Origin of the sequence: Ramlibacter sp. MMS24-I3-19 (assembly GCF_050320135.1) — a bacterium.
Classification (GTDB): Bacteria; Pseudomonadota; Gammaproteobacteria; order Burkholderiales; family Burkholderiaceae_C; genus Ramlibacter.
This window is the reverse complement of the sequence record NZ_CP190017.1, coordinates 4,339,817-4,358,918: the sequence shown is the minus strand read 5'-3', so window position 1 is coordinate 4,358,918 and position 19,102 is coordinate 4,339,817. Positions and strand designations below refer to the sequence as shown.

Genomic DNA, 19,102 nt, shown 5'->3' with positions numbered 1-19,102 from the left:
GCCGCAGGATGGATTGCGGGTCAAGCCCGCAATGACAGACATCGGGTCGTCGCGAATGCAGCGGCAGTTGGTCCGGAGGCACGCTCCGGGCTTCGTCCCAGGGGCACGCTCCGGGCTTCGTCCCAGGCGCCCGCTGCGTGCCTCGTCTCAGGCGCCGTCCTGCGCCACCGTGGGCAGCTTGCGCACCTTGCGCAAACCGCTGAATGCCAAGGCTGCTGCCGCCAGCAGCAGGCATGACGCTCCTGCGGCACCCAGCGACCATCGCAACCCGGCGTGCTCGCCGATCCACCCTCCCAGCAGTGCGCCAACGGGCGCCGGCAGGAGGATCAGCCAGCGCATGGTGCTGGTCATGCGGCCGAGCAGGTGCTGCGGCGTCACGGCCTGCCGCAGCGCGAGGAAGTTGATGAAGATCAGCACCGCACCGGAGCCGAAACACACCAGCATCAGCACGAAGCTCGCCACGCCCCAGCGGCCAACGGGGGCCAGCGCGAGCTGCAGCCAGCCGAAGCCGGTGACGGCGAACCCGAGGAGCAGGCAGGCGCCGACGCCGATGCGTGCGGACAGCCGGTGTCCCACGATGCCGGCGCTCACCGTGCCGATGCCCAGGCCCACGTAGCACAGGCCCAGCTGGCGTTCGTCGAGGCCCAGCTCGCGCGTGGCGAACAGGATCTGCACCACCGTGGCCATGTGGTTGCACAGCTGCCAGCCGCCCACGGCCGCGGCCAGCACGCCCAGAAGCCGCGTGCCCGCCACGAACTGCAGCCCTTCCTGCAGGGCGGCCTTGAACGCGCCACGCACCAGCGCATGCGCAGGCTCGTCGACCCGCAGGCCGCGCAGGATGGTCACGCTCACGGCCAGGATGCCGGCGTTGACCAGCAGCGCGATCGGCGCGCCCACCAGGCGGATCAGGGCACCGGCAGCGCCGGGACCCGTCACCTCGGCGAACGACCCCGCCAGCGCGTTCTTCGCATGCGCTTCCACCAGGCGCGGTCGCGGAACGATCTGCGTCAGCACGATCTGCGCGGCACTGCCCGCGACCACGTTCACGCACCCGATCAGGAACCCGGTGCCGTACAGGAAGGGCATGCCCAGCACGCCCAGCGCCCATGCGGCCGGAATGCTGGCCAGCGCGAAGGCCACCACAGCCTCCCCGGCGACATAGACCGGCAGCTTGCGCATGCGATCGAGCCACACGCCCGCGGGGAGCGAGAACAGCGCGAAGGGCGCGAGCTCCATCGCGGTGAGCCAGCCCATCTGCGTGGGTGTCGCGTGCAGCAGCACCACCGCGGCCAGCGGCAGCGCCAGCATCGTGATCTGGTTGCCGAACGAGCTGATGAAGACCGAGGACCAGAGCCGCCGGTAGAGGGGCTCACGCAGCAGGTCGTCGGGGCGCAGCCAGCTGCGCGGCGATCGCCACCACGGCGTGGCACTCGCGACGGCGGTCGCGGCGCCGTCCTCGCCCGCCACCGTGTCGGGCACCTCCTGCATTCAGGCGTACAGCCAGCAGGCGGCCCGGCTCTCCGGATCGACGTCGATCAGCGGCGGCACTTCCTTCGGGCAGCGATCGAACGCCTTGGGGCACCGCGTGCGGAACACGCAGCCCGAGGGCGGGCTGATGGGCGAGGGGATGTCGCCCTGCAGCAGCTGGATGGTCTTGCTGCGCTCCAGGCGCGGATCGGGAATCGGCACCGCGGACTGCAGCGCCTGCGTGTAGGGATGCCGCGGATTGGCGTACAGCGCGTGCTTGTCGGCGATCTCCATCGTGCGCCCGAGGTACATCACCAGCACGCGCTGGCTGATGTGGCGCACCACCGCCAGGTCGTGGGCGATGAAGATCAGCGACAGCTGCATTTCCTTTTGCAGGTCCTGCAGCAGGTTGATGATCTGGGCCTGGATCGACACGTCGAGCGCCGACACCGGCTCGTCGCACACCACCAGCCTGGGCCGCAGGATCAGCGCGCGGGCGATGCCGATGCGCTGGCACTGCCCGCCCGAGAACTCGTGCGGATAGCGGTACATCTGCGCCTCGGACAGGCCCACGCGTCCGAGCATCGCCTTCACGCGAGCGGTCACTTCGTCACGCGAGAGCTGGGGCTCGTGCGTGCGCAGCGGCTCGGCGACGATCTGCGCCACGTTCATGCGCGGGTTCAGGGACGCCAGCGGGTCCTGGAAGATCATCTGCGCATCGCGGCGCAGGTTCTGCCAGGCGGCGGGCGATGCGCCGCGCATCTGCTCTCCCATCCAGGTGATCTCGCCGCTGTGCGCGGGCACCAGGTTCAGGAGGGCGCGCGCGAGCGTCGACTTGCCGCAGCCTGACTCGCCCACGATGCCCAGCGTCTCGCCGGGATACACGTCCAGGCTCACGCCGTTGACGGCCTTCAGCGCGCGCCGTGGCGCCCAGGGCAGGGCGCTGTCGCCGCGCACGGCGAAGTGCACGTGCAGGTCGCGCACGGACAGCAGGGGGGTACGGTCGGAGATGGCCATCAGTGCGGAGTCCAGCCCAGGGCGCGCGCGTCTTCCGGCGTGCGGTGGCAGGCGCGCAGCACCTGTTCGTCGTTGACAGCGACGAGCGGCGGGCGCTCGCTCGCGCAGCGCGGCTCGGCCAGCGCACAGCGCTCGCTGAACGGGCAGCCGGCCGGCAGGCGCGCCATGCTGGGTGGCATGCCAGGAATCGCGACCAGCCGCTCGCCCTGGTGTTCCAGGCGCGGCGCGGCGCCGAGCAGGCCGATGGTGTACGGGTGCGTGGGCCGGTAGAAGATCTGCTCGGCGCTGCCTTGCTCCATCACGCGGCCGCCATAGAGCACCATCACCTCGTCGCACAGGCCGGCGACCACGCCCAGGTCGTGCGTGATCAGCACGATGGCCGTGCCTGATTCGCGCTGCAGGTCGCGCAGCAAGGCCATGGTCTGTGCCTGCACCGTGACGTCGAGGGCCGTGGTCGGCTCGTCCGCGATCAGCAGGTCGGGCTGGCACAGCAGCGCCATCGCAATCATGATGCGCTGGCGCATGCCACCGGAAAACTCGTGCGGGTACATGCGGATGCGGCGCGCGGCGTCCGGGATGCGCACCTGCTCCAGCGTCTGGATGGCCAACTGCAGCGCGCTCTTGCGCGTCAGCCCCTTGTGCAGTTCCAGCACCTCGGTCATCTGCCGCTCCACCGTCAGGTACGGATTGAGCGACGTCATCGGGTCCTGGAAGATCATCGCGATGCGGTCGCCGCGCACCTGGTTCAGGCGCTGCGGCGTCATCGCCAGCAGGTCTTCGCCCTGATACAGCGCCTGCCCGCTCGCGCGTCCGTTGGCGGCCAGCAGGCCCATGAGGGCCAGCATGCTCTGGCTCTTGCCGGAGCCGCTCTCGCCAACGATGCCCAGCGTCTGGCCGCGGCCCAGCGTGAACGACAGGCCGTTGACGGCCGAGACCTCGCCCTCGGGCGTGGCGAAGCGCACGCCCAGGTTGCGCACGTCGAGCAGGGGAGTGGAAGCGTTCGTGGCGGCCACGGGATCAGCGCTCCTTGGGATCGAGCGCGTCACGCAGGCCGTCGCCGATGAAGTTGAAGCAATAGAGGGTGGCCGACAGCAGCACGGCCGGGAACAGCAGCATCCAGGGCGCCGTCTCCATGATGTTGGTGCCGTCGTGGATCAGCACGCCCCAGCTGGTCATGGGCTCCTGGATGCCCAGGCCCAGGAACGACAGCACCGACTCGGTGAGGATCACCGAGGGCACGGTCACCGTGGTGTAGATGACCACGATGCCCAGCAGGTTCGGCACGATGTGCGACGCGATGATGCGCCAGGTTGGCACGCCGATGGCCCGCGCGGCCTCGACGAATTCGCGCGTGCGCAGCGACAGCGCCTGGCCGCGCACCACGCGCGCCATGTCCATCCACGAGAACGCGGTGATGGCCAGCACCACCAGGTAGAACTCGCGCCCGAGCAGCGTCACCAGCAGGATGGCGATCAGCAGGTAGGGGATGGCGTACATCATGTCCACGATGCGCATCAGCAGCGTGTCGGTGCGGCCGCCGACGAAGCCGGCGGTGGCGCCCCAGGCGATGCCGATGGCCACCGAAGCCAGCGTGGCCAGCACGCCCACCATCAGCGAGATACGGCCGCCGATCAGGCAGCGCACCAGCAGGTCGCGGCCCGATTCGTCGGTGCCCCACCAGTGCATGTTCTGCCACGTCGGCGGCAGCTTCATCGCATCCCAGTCGGTGGTGTCGAACCCGTGCGGCAGCACCAGCGGCCCAAGCAGGCACGCCAGCGAGATGACCACCAGGATGACCAGCGAGACGACGGCCGCGCGGTTGCGCATGAAGCGCCGGCGCGCGTCGCTCCAGGGGCTGCGCCCGGGCGCGGGTGCGGGTGTGGCGGCGAGGACGCCGACCACGGCTTCGCGATTGCTGCTGAAGCCCATGGTCAGTACCGGATCTTCGGGTCGAGCGCGGCGTACGCCAGGTCGACCAGCAGGTTGAGCGTGACCGCGATCACGGTGATCAGCACGACGAGGCCGAGCACCAGGGTGTAGTCACGGTTGGCCGCGCCGTTGACGATCAGGCGGCCGATGCCGGGCAGCGAGAACACGGTCTCGGTGACCAGCGCCGCCGTGATCGAGGAGATCGCCAGCGGACCGACCACCGACACGACCGGCAGCAGCGCGGGCTTGAGCGCATGCCGCAGCACGACGACCCGCGTGGGCAGCCCCTTGGCGCGGGCCGTGCGGATGAAGTTGCTGTGCATCACCTCGATCAGGCTGCCCCGCATCACGCGCCCGATGGTCGACACGTTGATGAAGGTGAGCAACGCGATCGGCAGCGCCATGAAGGCGAACTGGAAGCCGTCCCAGCCCCCGGCCGGCAGCCATCGCAGCCAGAGGGCGAACACCAGCACCAGCACCGGGCCGATGACGAACGATGGGACCACGCTGCCGATGTTGGCCACCAGCATCACGCCGTAGTCGACGAGGCTGTTCTGCCGCAGCGCCGCGGCGATGCCGGCCGCGATGCCGAGCACCAGCGAGATCAGCATCGACAGCCCGCCGATGGTCAGCGAGACGGGCAGGGCCGCCGCGACCAGGTCGTTGACCGACCAGTCGGCATAGCGGAACGAGGCGCCCAGGTCACCGTGCGCGAGGTTGTTCAGGTAGTAGAGATACTGCTTCCAGGCCGGCTGGTCGAGGTGGTACTTGGCCTGCAGGTTGGCCAGCACCGCCTCGGACACCTTGCGCTCGTCGTCGAACGGGCCGCCCGGCGCCGCATGGACCAGGATGTAGCAGACCGTGATGACGGCCAGCAGCGTGGGAATGGTCACCAGCAGGCGACGCAGGGTATACGACCACATGGCGGCAGGCTCTCTTGCAAGGACGCCTCGACGGGGTCACCGGCGAGGCGTCGTGGCGAGCGCGTCGTGCGCGCTCAGTGCTTGATGATGTACAGGTCCTTGCTGCGGAAGCGATCCTGCGCGTTCTGCAGCGAGTACCCGCCGACGTACGATTTTACCAGCCGGGGCAGCGAGTACTGCACCAGCGGAATGATCGGATAGTCGTCCATGATCATCTTCGAGGCCTGCGTCAGGAGCTGCTTGCGCTTGCTGCCGTCGTCGCTCTGTTCGGCCTGCACGATCAGGTCTTCGGCCTTGCGGTTGCAGTTGAAGTTGTTGTTCTGGTCCGAGTCGCAGCGCACCAGGGCCAGGAAGTTGGTGGCGTCGTTGTAGTCGGCGATGAAGCCGTCGCGCGCCAGCTCGAAGGTGCCGTCGTGGCGCTTCTTCACCAGCACCTTGAACTCCATCGCTTCCAGCTCGAGGTTGATGCCCAGCTTGGTCTTCCACTCGGACTGAGCGAAGATGGCCATCTTCTTGTGGTACTCGCTGGTGTTGTACGAGAACACGAATTTCGTGCCGGGCTTCACGCCGGCCTGCTCCAGCAGTTTCTTGGCCTCCGCCACCTTCTGCGCCATGGGCCACTTCGCCCACTCGTAGTCGGTCATGTCGGCGCCTTCCATGCCCTTGACGATCAGCCCGTACGCAGGCGCCTGGCCGTCGGCGGTGATCTTCTGGGCCAGGATGTCGCGGTCCAGCACCATGGACAGCGCCTTGCGCACGCGCACGTCCTTGAACGCGGGGTTCTGGGTCTGGAAGTCGTAGTAGCGCAGGCCCAGCATCGGCGCGTTCTTCACGTCCTTGGGGTACTTGCGCTTCGCGTCCTCGTAGGTGCCGGGCGGCAGCTGGTAGACCATCTCGTTCTGGCCGGCGTCGAACAGCTTGACGTCGGCGTTGCCGTCCTCCACGCCCAGGTAGGTCACGCGCGTCAGCTGCACGTTCTTCGCGTCCCAGTAGTGCGGGTTCTTCTCCAGCACCACGCTGCGGTTCACGACCCATTCCTTGAGCGTGAACGCGCCGTTGCTCACCATGTTGCCCGGCTTGGTCCAGTCCTTGCCGAACTTCTCGACCGAAGCCTGGTGCACCGGGCCGAGGTTGTTGTTGGACAGCAGCTGCGGCAGGAAGGCGACCGGGAACGCGGTCTTGATTTCGACGGTGTACTTGTCCACCGCCTTGACGCCGACGTCGGCCGGCGGCTTCTTGCCGGCGGCGACTTCCTTGCCGTTCTGCAGGAACACGCCGTAGGTGGCCGCGTACTTGGACGCTGTCTTCGGGTCGAGGAAGCGCCGGATGCCATAGACCACGTCCTGCGCCGTCACCGGATCGCCGTTGGACCACTTGGCGTTCTGCCGCATCTTGAACACCCAGGTGGTGGCATTGGTCTGCCGCCAGCTTTCGGCGAGGCCCGGGACGATCTTGCCGTCGGCGTCATTCGCAGTGAGGGCCTCGAACAGGTCGCGCGTGATGTTGTTGGAGCCGACGGTCTCGGCGAGCGCCGGGTCGAGCGACTCGGGCTCGGAGCCGTTGTTGCGGATCAGCGTCTGCGTCGGGTGCAGCTGCACGCCGGGCGGGATCACCGCCGCGAACGTCGGGAATGCGGCGGACAGTGCGAGCGCGAGGGCGGCCAACTGGCCGCGGGGGAAACGGGTCATGGAACTCTCCGGGGAAAACAGACGGCTCGTGGCCATCACTGGGGAAGCTTGCTGGTGTCGATGTCGACGTAGCGCCAGAACTCGCGGGCGAACGGGTGTCGCTTGTAGCCCAGCAGCCAGGGTTGCCAGAGGTCGGTGCCAATGCGGTGCACGCGCACCTTCAGGGGCATGTAGGCGGCGATGATGCGAGTGGCGTCGCGAATGACGGCGGCGCGCTCGGGGCCGTCGGGCATCAGCGACTGCTTCTCGTAGAGCGCATCGAACTGCTTGTTCTTGAACCGCGACAGGTTCTGCTCGCCGGCCTGCTTGCTGTAGGCCATTTGCAGCGCGCTGCCGCTGTCAGGCGAACTGGCCGAGCTGCCAAGGCCCCACATCTGCAGCTTGCCGGCCCTGGCTGCCTTCAACTGCTCGGGCCACTGGCCGATGCGGAAGCGCAGGCGAACGCCGAGCGCATCGATGTTCTTCTTCAGCACTTCGTCGAGCTCGCGGTAGTCGGCCTGGCCCAGCGTGTCCAGCGTCAGCACGAGCGGCGACCCGTCCGGCAGGTCGCGCCAGCCGTCGCCGTCCTTGTCGACGTAGCCGAACATGTCCAGCAGCGCCTTCGCGCGCGGCAGGTCATAGGTGCCAAGTTCTGACCGGAACTCCGGGTCGTAGTACTGCGTGCCCGGCACAGCGAGACTCTGCGCCACCACGGCTTGGCCGCGGCGCGGCAGCCGCACTTCCTGTTCGCTGTTCATGGCCAGGCCGAACGCACGCCGCAGCGCCACCTTCTCGGGGGTGTACCCGCCGACCACCGGGTCTTCCATGTTGAACCACAGCAGCGTGAAGTCGGGCAGCGGCACCTGCTCCATCTGGATGCCGCGCTTGGCCAGGCTGGGGGCCAGCTTGTGGTTGGGGACGGCCTGGTTGATGAAGTTCTGCTTCAGCTTCTCGTTGAAGTCCTGCTCGTTGTTCAGGAACGAGAGCCAACGTGGCTGCGGTTCCTCGATGATGGAGATCACCACCTTGTCGACCAGCGGGATGCGCTTGCCCTTCATCTGCCGGTAGATCTCCTGCGCGCGTGCATCGTCCGCAGGAGGCTCGGCATCCCAGTATTCCTCGCGGTAGTTCGGGTTGCGCACGAACGTCAGCTTCGACGAGCGCTTCCACTCGCTGATCATGAACGGGCCGGTGCCCACCGGGTGTTCCATGATCGACTCGCCATACGCTTCCACGACCTCGCGCGCGACGGTGCCCAGGACGCCAGGGTCGGCGATCGTGTACAGGAAGCGCGGGCGCGGTTCCTTCAGCTTGAACTGCACCGTGTACCGGTCGGGAGCACGCAGGCCTTCGATCTCCGTGTCGTAGTCGAACTTGCCGCCGGCTTCGGCCTTCTCGCGCAGTGCGTCCAGGCCGACGATGCCTTCCTCCTCGAGCCCGCTCACCATCTGGCTGCGGGTCTTGGGATCCATGATCCGCTTGAAGGTGTAGACGACGTCATACGCCGTCACCTCGCGCGGCTTGCCCTGGAACACCGGATCGGGTGCGAACAGGATGCCCTTGCGCATGCGGATGGTGTAGGTCCGGAAGTCGGGCGAGATCTCCGGCATCGCGGCTGCAAGCACCGGCACGATCTTGGCCGGCCGCGCGAGATAGTCGTACCCGTACAGGGCATCGAACATGTTGGAGGTGATGACGCGCGAGTAGAGGTCCGACAGTTGCGCGGGATCGAGGCCGGTCTCCGCGGCTTCGAACGCATAACGCAGGACTTTTTCACGAGGCGGTTGCTGTGCGTGCACCAGGTCGGCGCCGCAGAGGGCCAGGCACAGGCTGGTGGCCCATGCCCAGTTCCGGAGGTTCATGCTGGAATTACCTATACGCTCGGGGGTAACCCGCAAGCATAATGCGCGCCCATCAGTGCCGCCACGAGCGGTTCCCCTAGGTTTCCACCAACCCGGCGCGCCATCCCTGCGCCGTCGCGCGAGTCCATGGCTTCCTTCATATTCCGGCGCGTGCTGCAGATGATCCCCACCTTCGCGGGCGTCATCCTGCTGATCTTCTTCCTGTTCAAGTTCTTCGGCGGTGACCCGGCGGAGATCATGGGCGGCCTGCAGGCGTCGGCGAAGCAGATCGAGTCGATCCGCAACCAGCTGGGCCTGAACAAGCCGGTCTGGGAACAGCTCTGGATCTTCACGCGGCAGGTGCTCACGTTCGACTGGGGCCAGAGCTGGGCCACCAAGGAAAGCGTGTCGCACATCTTCTCGACGCGGCTTCCCGCCACGCTCACGGTGATGCTGCCGATCCTGGTGCTGGAGGTGGTGCTGGCCATCGTGTGCGGCATGGCCGTGGCCTACGTGCGCGGCAGCCTCACCGATCGCGCGGTGATGGTGATTTCCACCGTCGCCCTGTCCATCAGCTTCCTGGTCTACGTGATCGTGGGCCAGTACCTGTTCGCCTTCCGCCTCGGCTGGTTTCCGGTGCAGGGCTGGACCAACAGCACGCTGCAGAACCTGGTGCAGTACGCGCCGCTGCCGGTGCTGCTGGCGGTGCTGGTGAGCCTGGCGCCCAACACGCGCCTGTACCGCAGCTTCTTCCTCGACGAGATGGGGCACGACTACGTGCGCACCGCACGCGCCAAGGGCGTCCCCGAGAAGACCATCCTGTTCAGGCACGTGCTGCGCAACGCCCTGATCCCGATCCTCACCAACATCGCCACCCAGTTGCCGGGCGTGTTCATCGGCTCGTTCCTGATCGAGGTGTTCTTCTCGATCCCCGGCCTCGGTCGCGAGGTCTACGTCGCGGTCAACCGCAGCGACTACCCCGTCATCCAGGCGGTGACCATCTATCTCGCAGTGCTCACGATGGTGATCAACCTCGTCACGGACCTGATGTACAAGCTCGTCGACCCCCGGGTGGTGTTCAAGTGAGCGCTGCACCCGAATCCCTGGCCGTGCCGCTGTCGCCGGCGGTGAGCACGCCCATGCACGAGGCCGACCTGCCGCGCTCGCCGAGCGTGTGGTTCGAAGCGTGGAAGCGCCTGCGCCGCGACCGCGTCGGCATGGGCGCGCTGGTCGTCGTCGCCGTGTTCTTTGTCGTCGTGCTGCTGTCGCTCACCGGCGTGGTCGCCAGTGGCTGGCAGAAGGAGGTCGGCCTGCCGTTCGCGCCGCCCACGCTGATGGGCGCCGACCCGCAGCAGCAGGCCGAGGTGAAGAAGCCGCATGCGCCCAACGTCGACATCTCCGACGTCGATCCGCTCGCGCCGTACTACGCCGAGTGGAAGCGCCGCGCCGCCGAGATCAAGACCGTGGTCGAGGAGCGCCAGGCGACGCTGCCGTTCGGCGGCGACCGCATCGGCCGCGACGTGCTGGCCAAGGCGATCAAGGGCTCGCAGGTGTCGATCCTCGTGGGCCTGCTCGCGGCGGCGCTGGCCACCGTCATCGGCACCGTCCTCGGCGCCCTGGCCGGCTACTTCGGCGGCAAGCTCGACGACTTGCTCGAGTGGGTCTACAACGTCTTCACCTCGGTGCCGTACATCCTGCTGATCTTCGCCATCGCGGCGGTATTCAAGTCAGGCCCGGTGGCCCGGGCGCTGGAGGGCGGCATCGCCCCGGTGATCATCATCCTGGGCGTCGTCGGCTGGACCGGCATCTACCGCCTCGTGCGTGCCGAGTACATCAAGCACCGTTCGCGCGAGTACGTGCGCGCGGCGGAAGCCATCGGCGCCGGCCATGCGGCCCGCATGTTCGGCCACATCCTTCCCAACATCAGCCACGTGGTGCTGGTGCAGCTGAGCCTGAACGTCGTGGCCTTCATCAAGGCCGAAGTGATCCTCTCGTTCCTGGGCATGGGCGTGCCGATCGACATGGTGAGCTGGGGCACGATGCTGAATGAGGCGCAGACCGAGCTGGTGCTCGGCAAGTGGTGGCAGCTGGCCGCGGCCACCACGGTGATGGCGGTGTTCGTCACGGCGTTCGCGCTGCTGACCGATGCCCTCCGCGATGCCATGGACCCGAAACTGCGATGAGCTCCACTCCCCTGATCCAGGTCTCTGGCCTGAAGGTCGGCTTCCGCGTCGACGGCCAGACGCACGAGGCCGTGCGCGGCGTCTCGTTCGACATCCCCACCAACACCACCGTCGCCCTCGTCGGCGAGTCCGGTTCCGGCAAGAGCGTCAGCGCCATGAGCATCGTCCGCCTGCTGCCGGACAACGCGGTGATCGGCGACAGCAGCCGCATCCTGTTCGAGGGCCGCGACCTGCTGCAGGCTGGCGCCGAGGACATGCGGCGGCTGCGCGGCAAGGACATCTCGGTGGTGTTCCAGGAGCCCATGAGCTCGCTGAACCCGGTGATGACGGTGGGCGACCAGATCGCCGAGGCGATCCGCATGCACCTGCCGCTGTCCGCGCGGCAGGCCCGCGAGCGCGCGCTGGAGCTGTTGAACGAAGTCGGCATCCCCGAGCCGCGTGCGCGCCTGGACGCCTATCCGCACGAACTCTCGGGCGGGCAGCAGCAGCGCGTGATGATCGCCATCGCGATCGCCTGCGAGCCCAAGCTGCTGATCGCCGACGAGCCCACGACGGCGCTGGACGTCACCGTGCAGCGCCAGATCGTCGATCTGCTCGCGCGACTGCAGGACCGCCACCACATGGGCATGCTGTTCATCAGCCATGACCTCGCGCTGGTGGGCGAGATCGCGAAGCAGGTCGTGGTGATGCGGCATGGCACAGTGCGCGAGGCCGGTGAAGCGCAGCGCATCTTCACCGCGCCGCAGGATGCGTACACGCGTGCGCTGCTGGCCTGCCGCCCGCCGCTCACCACGCGGCCGCTGCGCCTGCCGGTGATCGACGACATCGTGCACAACCGGCCCATCGCCACGCAGCAGCGCGTGTCCTCGCCGCCGGTTGGCGAGCCGCTGGTCAAGGTCGAGGGGCTGCGCAAGGCCTACCGCCTGAAGGACGGGCTGTTCCGCCACAAGGTGATCGACGCGGTGCGCGGCGCCGATTTCGAGCTGCACCGCGGCCGCACGCTGGGCGTGGTGGGCGAGTCGGGCTCGGGCAAGACCACCATCGGCATGATGCTCACGCGCCTGACCGATGCCAGCGGTGGCCGCATCCTGTTCGAAGGCCAGGACCTGGCCGCGCTCGCGGCCGGCGACATGCGCCCGTACCGCCGGCGCATCCAGATCATCTTCCAGAACCCCTACGCCAGCCTCAACCCGCGCTTCACCATCGGCCAGATCCTGATGGAGCCGATGCGCATCCACGGCATCGGCGCCAACGACGACGAGCGCGCCCGGCTTGCACTCGGCTGGCTCGAGAAGGTGGGCCTGCCCGCTGCCGCCTTCGGCAAGTACCCGCACGAGTTCTCGGGTGGCCAGCGCCAGCGCATCGCCATTGCGCGCTGCCTCACCATGCGGCCGGAGATCATCGTCTGCGACGAGAGCGTCAGCGCACTCGACGTCAGCGTGCAGGCCACCGTGCTCAACCTGCTGCTGGACCTGCAGCAGGAGTTCGGGCTCACCTATGTCTTCATCAGCCACGACCTGGCAGTGGTGAAGTACATGGCCGACGACATCCTGGTGATGAACCGCGGCGAGGTGGTCGAACGGGGCAGCGCGGAAGCGATCTACGCCAACCCGCAGCACCCCTACACGCGGCAGCTGCTGGCGGCCATCCCGCGCGGCGTCGAGGGCGCGCGGCTGCAGGCCGCGCACTGAGCGGCGGTGCGCTCAGCGCACCAGCATGTTCACGGTCAGGATCTCGCGGCTGTCGATCGTCGAGATGGCGGTCAACGTCAGGGTGACCGGCATGGTCGCCGCGCCCGACGGCGCAGTCGTCACGCGGACGCGCGAAGGGCTGACCGGCAACACCGTCACCGACGTGCCGTCCGCGGTGGCCGTGTTGCCGGCCTCCAGGACCGGGCCGCCATTGACCGAGAAGCGCCAGGTCGCGGCGCTGCTGGCCTCGAGGTCGACGGACTGCCCGAGCTGGATCGTCACCACCGTGGTTTCGTCGGTGCCCAGGTCGCCGATCGGGCGGCCATCGAGAAACCCGTTGATCGAGAACGCGACGCCGCCGTTGTTGCCCAGGTAGACCGCGCCCCCGCCGCCGCTGCTGCTGCCGCCGCCGCAGGCCGCGAGGGCGGAAGCCAGCAAGAGGGAGGCGAGGACGGCGGTTGCGGGATTGCTGCGCATGGTGTCCGCACTGTAGCGCTGCGGGGCAACTGTCATTGCAGGCTCGACCCGTGATCCAGGCCGGGACGTGAAAACTGGCCGCTGCCCGTTGCGGCTGGATCCCGGCATGACACGGCATGGCCTCCCGCAATGGCCCGTTGGAGCCAAGGCACGGCACAGCCGCGCAGGCGTGGCGATCATTCCGCCTGATGCCGCACCGACACCGCAAGCTTCCTCCGCCCGATGCCAGGCAGTCGCACCTGCTGGCGATCCGCAACACCAAGATGGCCGGATCGGCCCATGCCTACGTGCGCGGCAGCACGCTGCGGTTCTACGAGTGGCTGGAATCGCTCGCCCCGCGCAGCCTGCCCGAAGGTCCGCCGATCTGGATCTGCGGCGACGCGCACGTGAGCAACATCGGCCCGGTCGCCGACGCCGGCGGCAGGATCGACATCCTGCTGCGCGACTTCGACCAGACCGTGGTCGGCAATCCGGCCCACGACCTGATCCGCCTGGCGCTCTCCCTCGCGATGGCTTCGCGCGGCTCGGACCTCTCGGGCGTGACCACCGCGCGCATGCTGGAGCAGATGGTCAGTGCGTATGCCGACGTGTTCACCCCCACCGACGCCGAAGCGCTGGAGCGCCCGCAGGCCGTAATGGACGCCCTGCGCGATGCACGCCGACGCTCGTGGCGCCACCTGGCCAAGGAGCGCGTGCGGGGCGACACCGTGAAGCTGCCGCTGGGCAAGCGCTTCTGGCCGCTCTCCGACCGCGAGCGCAAGGAGGTCGACGCGCTCCTGCACACCGATGCGGTGCGCAACCTCGCCACGTCGCTGCACCACCGCGACGACGACGCGCGCGTGCAGGTGATCGACGCCGCGTACTGGGTGAAGGGCTGCAGCTCGCTCGGGCGCCTGCGCTATGCCGTGCTGCTGGACGTCGCGGGCGAGGCGAGCCTGGGGCGCGACCTGTGCCTGATCGACATCAAGGAGGCCAGCAAGGCGCTGGCACCGCGGCAGGAGGATCGGCCCATGCCGCGCGACAACGCGGAGCGCGTGGTGACGGGCGCGACGGCGATGTCACCGTTCCTCGGTGAACGCATGCTGGCGGCGCGACTCATGGACCGCTCCGTGGTGCTGCGCGAATTGCTGCCGCAGGACCTGAAGCTGGAGATCGAGAGCCTCTCGGCCGACGAGGCGGAGCGCGTGGCGCGCTACCTGGCGCAGGTGGTGGGCAAGGCGCATGCGCGCCAACTCGACGCCGCGCAGCGCAAGGGCTGGGGCGCCGAACTCAGGCGCAACCGCTCCAAGTCGCTGGACATGCCCTCGTGGCTGTGGACCAGCGTGGTGGAGCTGGTGGGGCAGCACGAACGCGCCTACCTGGACCACTGCCGCCGTTACGCCATGGGCGCGATCGCCTGAGAACGCTCGACCCGGGATCGAACGCCGGCGCGTGATCGCGCCTGCTGCCCCTATTTCGCGCGCCGGTGCTTCTCGAGGAAGGCGATCACCCTCGCCTCGTCGTAGTCCTTTCCGGACTCGAGCTCGCTCGTGTCCTGCGAGTGCACCAGCTTGCCGTCGGCATCGAGCACGAACAGGTGCGGGTAGCCCTTGACCTTGGGCCACTGCGACAGCACCGCCTCGTTGCGGTTCTGCGGCGAGAAGTTCACCTTGACCACCACGTAGTTCTGGTCGACCAGGCGCTTGACCGGCGCGTGGGTGCCGATGAACTTGTCGAGGATGTGGCACCAGATGCACCACTCGCCGCCCACGTCCACCAGCACCTGCTTGCCCTGCGCGCGCGCCTGGTCGACGGCCGTGCGCACGTCCGCGGCGGCATCGCGCGTCGGATCGAATTTCGCCGGCAGCGCCTGCGCCTGGGCGATGGCAGCGAGGCTGCAGCAGGCGAGGGCGAGCAGCCACGTGCGAAGGCGCGCGGTGGTGAAGGAGCGGTGCAAGGTCATGCGGCGATCTTAGCCGTGACGCTCCCTAGAATGTCCGGCTTCGCCGCCACCGCGGCCACCCTCCGCGCGCCATGACCGCCACCACCGACACCACCAATCCCCTGCTGCAACCCTGGGACGCGCCCTTCCAGCTGCCGCCGTTCGCCACCACGCGCCCCGAGCATTTCGAGCCCGCATTCGAGGTGGCGATGCGTGCCCACCGTGCCGAAGTCGATGCCATCGGCAACGAGCGGCAGCCGCCGACCTTCGACAACACGGTGGCCGCGTTCGACCGCAGCGGCCGGCTGCTCAATCGCATCAGCGCGATGTTCCACAACCTGTGTTCGTCCGAGAGCTCGGAAGAACTGCGGGCCGTGCAGCGCCGCATGGCCGTGCCGCTGGCCGCGCATGCCAATGCGGTCGCGATGCACGAGGGCCTGTTCCGTCGCCTCGACGCGCTGATGCAGCAGCGCGCGGAGCTCGGACTGACCGGCGAGCAATCGCGCCTGCTCGAGCGCCTGCACCTGGGCTTCGTGCGATCCGGTGCGCTGCTGCGGGGCGAGGCGCAGAAGCGCTTCGGCGAGATCGCGCAGCGCCTGGCGGAACTGAGCACCGCCTTCGGGCAGAACGTGCTGCACGACGAGTCGACCTGGAGCCTGCCGCTGCAAGGCGATGCCGACCTGGCCGGCCTCCCCGAGTTCGTCGTCGACGCGGCGCGCCGTGCGGCCGCCGAACGCGGCCAGCCCGATGGCCATGCGATCACGCTCTCGCGCTCGTCCATCGTGCCGTTCCTCACCTTCTCGCAGCGGCGCGACCTGCGCGAGACGGCGTGGCGCGCCTGGACCTCGCGCGGCGAGCATGACGGCGCGCACGACAACCGTCCCCTGATCGGCCAGATCGTGCAGCTGCGCCACGAGCAGGCGCAGTTGCTCGGCTACAAGACCTTCGCCGATTTCGCGCTCGTCGATCGCATGGCGCGCGAGCCCGTGGCCGTGCACCGGTTGCTCGACGACGTGTATGACCGCGCGCTGCGCGCCCTGTCGCGCGAACGCGCCGCGCTCGACGAAGTGCGCCGCGCCGCGGGCGACACCGGCGCGCTGGAGCCCTGGGACTGGCGCTTCTGGGCCGAGCAGGTGCGCCAGCGCCAGTTCGCGCTCGACGATGCCGAGGTCAAGCCCTACTTCCCGCTCGACGCGATGGTGCGCGCGGCGTTCGATTGCGCGCAGCGCCTGTTCGGCGTGCGTTTCCAGCCGCGCACCGACCTGGAGCTGTACCACCCCGACGTGCAGGCCTATGAAGTGGTCGATGCGGGCGGCAAGCCGATCGGCCTGTTCCTGCACGACAACTTCGCTCGTCCCTCCAAGCGCAGCGGTGCCTGGATGAGCGGCTTCCACTGGCAGAACCGCAATGGCGGCGACGTCAAGCCGCTGATCATCAACAACAACAACTTCGCCAAGGGCGATCCCACGCTGCTGTCCTTCGACGACGTGCGCACGCTGTTCCACGAGTTCGGCCACGGGCTGCATGGCCTGCTGTCGAACGTGACCTACGAGGAGCTTTCGGGCACCAGCGTGCTGCGCGATTTCGTCGAACTGCCCTCGCAGCTGTTCGAGCACTGGATGGCCGAGCCCGAGGTGCTGCGCCGGCATGCACGGCACGTGACGACGGGCGAACCGATTCCCGATGCCCTGATCCAGCGCATCCAGGCCGCGCAGACCTTCGGGCAGGCCTACGAAACGGTGCGCTATTGCGCCAGCGCCATCGTCGACATGGAAGTGCATGCGCATCCCGAGCCGGCCAAGGTCACGGACTGGACTGCATTCGAAGCGCGCGTGCTGCGCGAGCGCGAGCTGCCGGCCGCCGTGGGCCTGAACCACCGGCTGCCGCATTTCCAGCACCTGTTCGCCGGCGGCTATGCGGCGGGCTACTACGTGTACCTGTGGGCCGAGGTGCTGGACTGCGACGCGTTCGATGCCTTCCGCGAAGCCGGCGACCCGTTCGCGCCCGACGTGGCCGAGCGGCTCAAGCGCTGCATCTATGCCTCGGGCAACACGATGGAACCCTCGCGCGCGTACGAGGCGTTCCGTGGCCGCGGACCGAAGCTGGAGCCGCTGCTCGCGCACAAGGGGCTGCTGGAGCCGGCATGAGTCCCGAGTGGCGAGCGCGGGTCTCGGCGCTGCTGCTCGGCGGCGCGCTGCTGGCCGGCTGCTCGCAACTGCCGCGCACCGGCCCCGCCGACAGCGCGGCGCCCGTGCACCTGCAACTGCTCGCCTTCAACGACTTCCATGGCAACCTCGAGCCGCCGCGCCTCGCGATCAATGCGTCCGCAGCGGGCGCCACCACGGTGAGGGTTCCCGCAGGCGGTGCCGCCTATCTCGCCTCCGCCGTGCGCGACCTGCGCTCCCGCAATCCCTACACCGCTGTCGTCGCAGCTGGCGACCTGGTCAGCGCCAGCCCGATGCCGTCGTCGCTGTTCCTCGACGAACCCACGGTCGCCGTGGCCAACGCCATTGGGCTGGACTTCAACGCCGTGGGCAACCACGAGTTCGACCGCGGCGCTGCGGAGTTGCTGCGCCTCCAGAACGGCGGCTGCGAGCGCTACACGCAGCGCGAACCTTGCGCGCTCGACAAGCCGTTCCCCGGCGCGCGCTTCCAGTACCTCGCGGCCAACGTGCTGCGCGCGGACGGCGGCACGCTGCTGCCCGCCACCGGCGTCAAGGAGTTCCGCACGCCGGCCGGCCCCGTGCGCGTCGGCTTCATCGGCATGACGCTGCGCGAGACGCCGGTGCTGGTGAGTCCCAGCGGCGTCGCCGGCCTGACGTTCGCCGACGAGGCGTCGACCGCCAATGCGCTGGTGCCGACGTTGAAGGCGCAAGGTGCCGACGTGATCGTGGTGCTGATCCACCAGGGCGGCGCCACCACGGGCGGCTACGACGACAAGTCATGCCCCGGCCTGACCGGCGACATCGTCCCGATCCTGGCGAAGCTCGACCCGGCCATCGACGTCGTGGTGTCGGGCCACACGCACCGCGCCTACATCTGCGACCACGGCCGCATCGACCCGAAGCGGCCGTTCTTGCTCACCAGCGCCGGCCAGTACGGCACCCTGCTCACCAGCATCGCCCTCACGTTCGATCCGCGCACGCGCCGCGTCGTGGCGAAGACGGCGGACAACGTGATCGTGCAGGGCGAGGGTTTCGTCGGCGCGGCCGGCCAGCGCATCGAGGTCACGCCGCAGTACCCGCGCTTTGACAAGGCGCCCGATGTCGCGGCGATCGTCGAGCGTTATGTGGCTGCTGCGGCACCGCTGGCAGAGCGCGTGGTGGGCCGGCTGGCCGCGTCCATCACGCGTGCCGCCGCGCCGTCTGGCGAGATGGCGCTGGGCGACCTGGTGGCCGACGCGCAGCTGGCGGCGATGCAGGCACCGCAGAAGGGTGGGGCGCAACTCGCGTTCACCAATCCGGGCGGCGTGCGTGCGGACCTGCTCGTGCCCGCTGGTGGCGGGCCGGTCACCTATGGCCAGCTGTACGCGGCCCAGCCGTTCGGCAACACGCTGGTCGTGAAGACGATGACGGGCGCGCAGATCAAGGCCGTGCTCGAACAGAACCTCGTCACGGTGCAATCGGCGCCGCGCGTGTTGCAGCCGTCGGCGAACTTCAGCTACACGTACGACGCGCGAGGTCCGAAGGGCTCGCGCGTGGTCGCGATGAGGCTGGATGGCGTTCCCGTCGATCCGGCGCGCAGCTACCGGGTGGCGATGAACAGTTTCCTGGCGGCGGCGGGCGATGGGTACACGGTGTTCACGGAAGGCACGTCACCGACCGGGGGCGGGCTGGACCTGGACGCGCTGGAGAGCTACATCGCGGCGCAGGGGGCGCTGCAGCCGCCGGTGACCTCGCGGGTGCTCCGCGTGCAGTAGGCGACCCAATGTGTCGTCCCCGCGAAGGCGGGGACCCAAGGCTTTCATCCCTGGGGCAGAGGCGGAA

At 68.6% G+C, this 19,102-nt stretch carries 15 protein-coding genes; 6 read left to right on the top strand and 9 right to left on the bottom strand.

Going from position 1 to position 19,102, the window contains the following annotated elements; all coding sequences use genetic code 11:
* Positions 1–147: 147 nt before the first annotated feature.
* The 7 genes from ACPWT1_RS21560 to ACPWT1_RS21530 all read right to left on the bottom strand — a co-directional run bounded on the left by ACPWT1_RS21560 (position 148) and on the right by ACPWT1_RS21530 (position 8,865).
* Positions 148–1,479, bottom strand: a complete 1,332-nt coding sequence (locus ACPWT1_RS21560) for an MFS transporter (protein ID WP_427913175.1) — start codon at positions 1,477–1,479, stop codon at positions 148–150.
* Between the two features lie 9 nt (positions 1,480–1,488).
* The gene (locus ACPWT1_RS21555) at positions 1,489–2,478 is read right to left on the bottom strand and encodes an oligopeptide/dipeptide ABC transporter ATP-binding protein (protein WP_427915610.1); all 990 of its coding nucleotides are present in this window, start codon (positions 2,476–2,478) and stop codon (positions 1,489–1,491) included.
* A 5-nt stretch (positions 2,479–2,483) separates the two neighbouring features.
* Complete coding sequence (locus ACPWT1_RS21550) at positions 2,484–3,497, bottom strand: ABC transporter ATP-binding protein (protein WP_427913174.1); 1,014 nt, start codon at positions 3,495–3,497, stop codon at positions 2,484–2,486.
* Positions 3,498–3,501: 4 nt separating this feature from the next.
* The gene (locus tag ACPWT1_RS21545; protein ID WP_427913173.1) at positions 3,502–4,413 is read right to left on the bottom strand and encodes an ABC transporter permease; all 912 of its coding nucleotides are present in this window, start codon (positions 4,411–4,413) and stop codon (positions 3,502–3,504) included.
* A 2-nt stretch (positions 4,414–4,415) separates the two neighbouring features.
* Positions 4,416–5,336 carry an oligopeptide ABC transporter permease OppB gene (gene oppB / locus ACPWT1_RS21540; RefSeq protein ID WP_427913172.1) on the bottom strand — a complete coding sequence of 307 codons (921 nt, stop codon included), beginning with the start codon at positions 5,334–5,336 and terminating at the stop codon, positions 4,416–4,418.
* A 74-nt stretch (positions 5,337–5,410) separates the two neighbouring features.
* Positions 5,411–7,024, bottom strand: a complete 1,614-nt coding sequence (locus tag ACPWT1_RS21535; RefSeq protein WP_427913171.1) for a peptide ABC transporter substrate-binding protein — start codon at positions 7,022–7,024, stop codon at positions 5,411–5,413.
* Between the two features lie 35 nt (positions 7,025–7,059).
* Positions 7,060–8,865 carry an ABC transporter substrate-binding protein gene (locus ACPWT1_RS21530; RefSeq protein ID WP_427913170.1) on the bottom strand — a complete coding sequence of 602 codons (1,806 nt, stop codon included), beginning with the start codon at positions 8,863–8,865 and terminating at the stop codon, positions 7,060–7,062.
* A gap of 126 nt (positions 8,866–8,991) precedes the next feature.
* Between ACPWT1_RS21530 and ACPWT1_RS21525 the strand changes: the two genes are divergently transcribed.
* Genes ACPWT1_RS21525 through ACPWT1_RS21515 form a run of 3 tightly spaced genes read left to right on the top strand, consistent with a single transcriptional unit; the run spans position 8,992 to position 12,718 of the window.
* Positions 8,992–9,930 carry an ABC transporter permease gene (locus ACPWT1_RS21525; protein ID WP_427913169.1) on the top strand — a complete coding sequence of 313 codons (939 nt, stop codon included), beginning with the start codon at positions 8,992–8,994 and terminating at the stop codon, positions 9,928–9,930.
* A gap of 53 nt (positions 9,931–9,983) precedes the next feature.
* Positions 9,984–11,027 (top strand): ABC transporter permease, encoded by a 1,044-nt coding sequence (locus ACPWT1_RS21520; RefSeq protein ID WP_427915609.1) that lies wholly within the window; start codon positions 9,984–9,986, stop codon positions 11,025–11,027.
* Entirely contained in the window at positions 11,024–12,718 is a 1,695-nt protein-coding gene (locus ACPWT1_RS21515; protein WP_427913168.1) for an ABC transporter ATP-binding protein, read from the top strand. Before ACPWT1_RS21520 ends, ACPWT1_RS21515 begins: the two co-directional genes overlap by 4 nt.
* Positions 12,719–12,730: 12 nt before the next feature.
* On the opposite strand, the gene ACPWT1_RS21510 is transcribed toward ACPWT1_RS21515, so the two are convergent.
* Positions 12,731–13,231: a hypothetical protein gene (locus ACPWT1_RS21510; RefSeq protein ID WP_427913167.1), complete on the bottom strand. Its 501-nt coding sequence runs from the start codon at positions 13,229–13,231 to the stop codon at positions 12,731–12,733.
* Positions 13,232–13,383: 152 nt separating this feature from the next.
* On the opposite strand from ACPWT1_RS21510, the gene ACPWT1_RS21505 reads away from it, so the two are divergent.
* Entirely contained in the window at positions 13,384–14,595 is a 1,212-nt protein-coding gene (locus tag ACPWT1_RS21505) for a DUF2252 family protein (RefSeq protein ID WP_427913166.1), read from the top strand.
* A 50-nt stretch (positions 14,596–14,645) separates the two neighbouring features.
* Here ACPWT1_RS21505 and ACPWT1_RS21500 read toward each other — a convergent pair whose 3' ends face one another.
* Positions 14,646–15,137: a thioredoxin family protein gene (locus ACPWT1_RS21500; protein ID WP_427913165.1), complete on the bottom strand. Its 492-nt coding sequence runs from the start codon at positions 15,135–15,137 to the stop codon at positions 14,646–14,648.
* 71 nt (positions 15,138–15,208) lie between these two features.
* Here ACPWT1_RS21500 and ACPWT1_RS21495 point away from each other — a divergent pair, with 71 nt between their 5' ends.
* On the top strand, positions 15,209–17,263 hold the full coding sequence (locus ACPWT1_RS21495; protein WP_427913164.1) for a M3 family metallopeptidase: 2,055 nt from the start codon (positions 15,209–15,211) through the stop codon (positions 17,261–17,263).
* Positions 17,260–19,035, top strand: a complete 1,776-nt coding sequence (locus ACPWT1_RS21490; protein ID WP_427913163.1) for a bifunctional metallophosphatase/5'-nucleotidase — start codon at positions 17,260–17,262, stop codon at positions 19,033–19,035. The genes ACPWT1_RS21495 and ACPWT1_RS21490 overlap by 4 nt, the downstream gene beginning before the upstream one ends.
* Positions 19,036–19,102 lie beyond the last annotated feature (67 nt).

Bases quoted from the DNA above. Each gene is read 5' to 3' on its own strand.
- ACPWT1_RS21545 (WP_427913173.1), bottom strand. From the start codon at position 4,413: ATGGGCTTCAGCAGCAATCGCGAAGCCGTGGTCGGCGTCCTCGCCGCC.
- oppB (WP_427913172.1), bottom strand. From the start codon at position 5,336: ATGTGGTCGTATACCCTGCGTCGCCTGCTGGTGACCATTCCCACGCTG.
- ACPWT1_RS21535 (WP_427913171.1), bottom strand. From the start codon at position 7,024: ATGACCCGTTTCCCCCGCGGCCAGTTGGCCGCCCTCGCGCTCGCACTG.
- ACPWT1_RS21530 (WP_427913170.1), bottom strand. From the start codon at position 8,865: ATGAACCTCCGGAACTGGGCATGGGCCACCAGCCTGTGCCTGGCCCTC.
- ACPWT1_RS21525 (WP_427913169.1), top strand. From the start codon at position 8,992: ATGGCTTCCTTCATATTCCGGCGCGTGCTGCAGATGATCCCCACCTTC.
- ACPWT1_RS21520 (WP_427915609.1), top strand. From the start codon at position 9,984: ATGCACGAGGCCGACCTGCCGCGCTCGCCGAGCGTGTGGTTCGAAGCG.
- ACPWT1_RS21515 (WP_427913168.1), top strand. From the start codon at position 11,024: ATGAGCTCCACTCCCCTGATCCAGGTCTCTGGCCTGAAGGTCGGCTTC.
- ACPWT1_RS21510 (WP_427913167.1), bottom strand. From the start codon at position 13,231: ATGACAGTTGCCCCGCAGCGCTACAGTGCGGACACCATGCGCAGCAAT.
- ACPWT1_RS21505 (WP_427913166.1), top strand. From the start codon at position 13,384: ATGCCGCACCGACACCGCAAGCTTCCTCCGCCCGATGCCAGGCAGTCG.
- ACPWT1_RS21500 (WP_427913165.1), bottom strand. From the start codon at position 15,137: ATGACCTTGCACCGCTCCTTCACCACCGCGCGCCTTCGCACGTGGCTG.
- ACPWT1_RS21495 (WP_427913164.1), top strand. From the start codon at position 15,209: ATGACCGCCACCACCGACACCACCAATCCCCTGCTGCAACCCTGGGAC.
- ACPWT1_RS21490 (WP_427913163.1), top strand. From the start codon at position 17,260: ATGAGTCCCGAGTGGCGAGCGCGGGTCTCGGCGCTGCTGCTCGGCGGC.